Source organism: Alcanivorax sp. NBRC 102024 (assembly GCF_001602235.1).
Taxonomy (GTDB): domain Bacteria; phylum Pseudomonadota; class Gammaproteobacteria; order Pseudomonadales; family Alcanivoracaceae; genus Alcanivorax.
In genome coordinates this window covers 1-1,193 of record NZ_BDAS01000028.1, presented here as the reverse complement: position 1 = coordinate 1,193, position 1,193 = coordinate 1, and the positions used below count along the sequence as shown (strand labels likewise).

Below are 1,193 nucleotides of genomic sequence, written 5' to 3'. Positions count from 1 at the left end.
ATTACTCGGTGATTTTGGCTACCACACCGGCGCCAACGGTACGACCACCTTCGCGGATAGCGAAGCGCAGGCCGTCTTCCATGGCGATCGGCGCGATCAGCTCAACGTCCATCTGCACGTTGTCGCCCGGCATAACCATCTCGGTACCTTCCGGCAGGGTACATGCACCCGTCACGTCGGTGGTACGGAAGTAGAACTGCGGACGGTAGCCGTTGAAGAACGGGGTGTGACGACCACCTTCGTCCTTGCTCAGCACGTACACCTCAGCAATGAACTTGGTGTGCGGCTTGATGGAGCCCGGCTTGGCCAGTACCTGGCCACGCTCAACCTCATCACGCTTGGTACCACGCAGCAGAACACCAACGTTCTCGCCTGCACGACCTTCGTCCAGCAGCTTGCGGAACATTTCCACACCGGTACAGGTGGTCTTGGTGGTGTCGTGGATACCCACGATCTCGATTTCCTCGCCCACCTTGATGATGCCACGCTCTACACGGCCGGTTACTACAGTACCGCGACCAGAGATGGAGAATACGTCTTCGATCGGCATCAGGAACGGCTGATCAACGGCACGCTCCGGCTCCGGGATGTACTCATCCAGGCACTCAACCAGCTTCTGTACGGCAGGCATGCCGATGTCGCTGGTGTCACCTTCCAGTGCTTTCAGGGCAGAACCCTTGATGATCGGAGTATCGTCACCCGGGAAGTCATAGTCGTTCAGCAGTTCGCGAACTTCCATTTCTACCAGCTCAAGCAGCTCTTCATCGTCAACCATGTCCGCTTTGTTCAGGAACACAACGATGTAGGGAACGCCTACCTGACGGGACAGCAGGATGTGCTCGCGGGTCTGCGGCATCGGGCCGTCAGCAGCGGAACATACCAGGATCGCACCGTCCATCTGCGCCGCACCGGTGATCATGTTCTTCACATAATCAGCGTGACCGGGGCAGTCTACGTGGGCGTAGTGACGAGTCGGGGAATCGTATTCCACGTGAGAGGTTGCAATGGTGATACCACGCTCACGCTCTTCCGGGGCATTATCAATACCGTCGAAAGCGATGGCGCTACCGCCCCAAACTTCTGCACACACGCGGGTCAGCGCGGCGGTCAGAGTGGTTTTACCATGGTCAACGTGACCGATGGTGCCTACGTTTACGTGCGGTTTATTACGTTCAAACTTTTCCTTTGCCACG

The 1,193-nt window shown here is 57.5% G+C and carries 1 protein-coding gene; it reads right to left on the bottom strand.

Translation table 11 applies throughout. From position 1 onward, the window contains the following. Nucleotide 1: 1 nt before the first annotated feature. Complete coding sequence (gene tuf / locus A0251_RS17060; RefSeq protein ID WP_062818036.1) at nt 2-1,192, bottom strand: elongation factor Tu; 1,191 nt, start codon at nt 1,190-1,192, stop codon at nt 2-4. Nucleotide 1,193 lies beyond the last annotated feature (1 nt).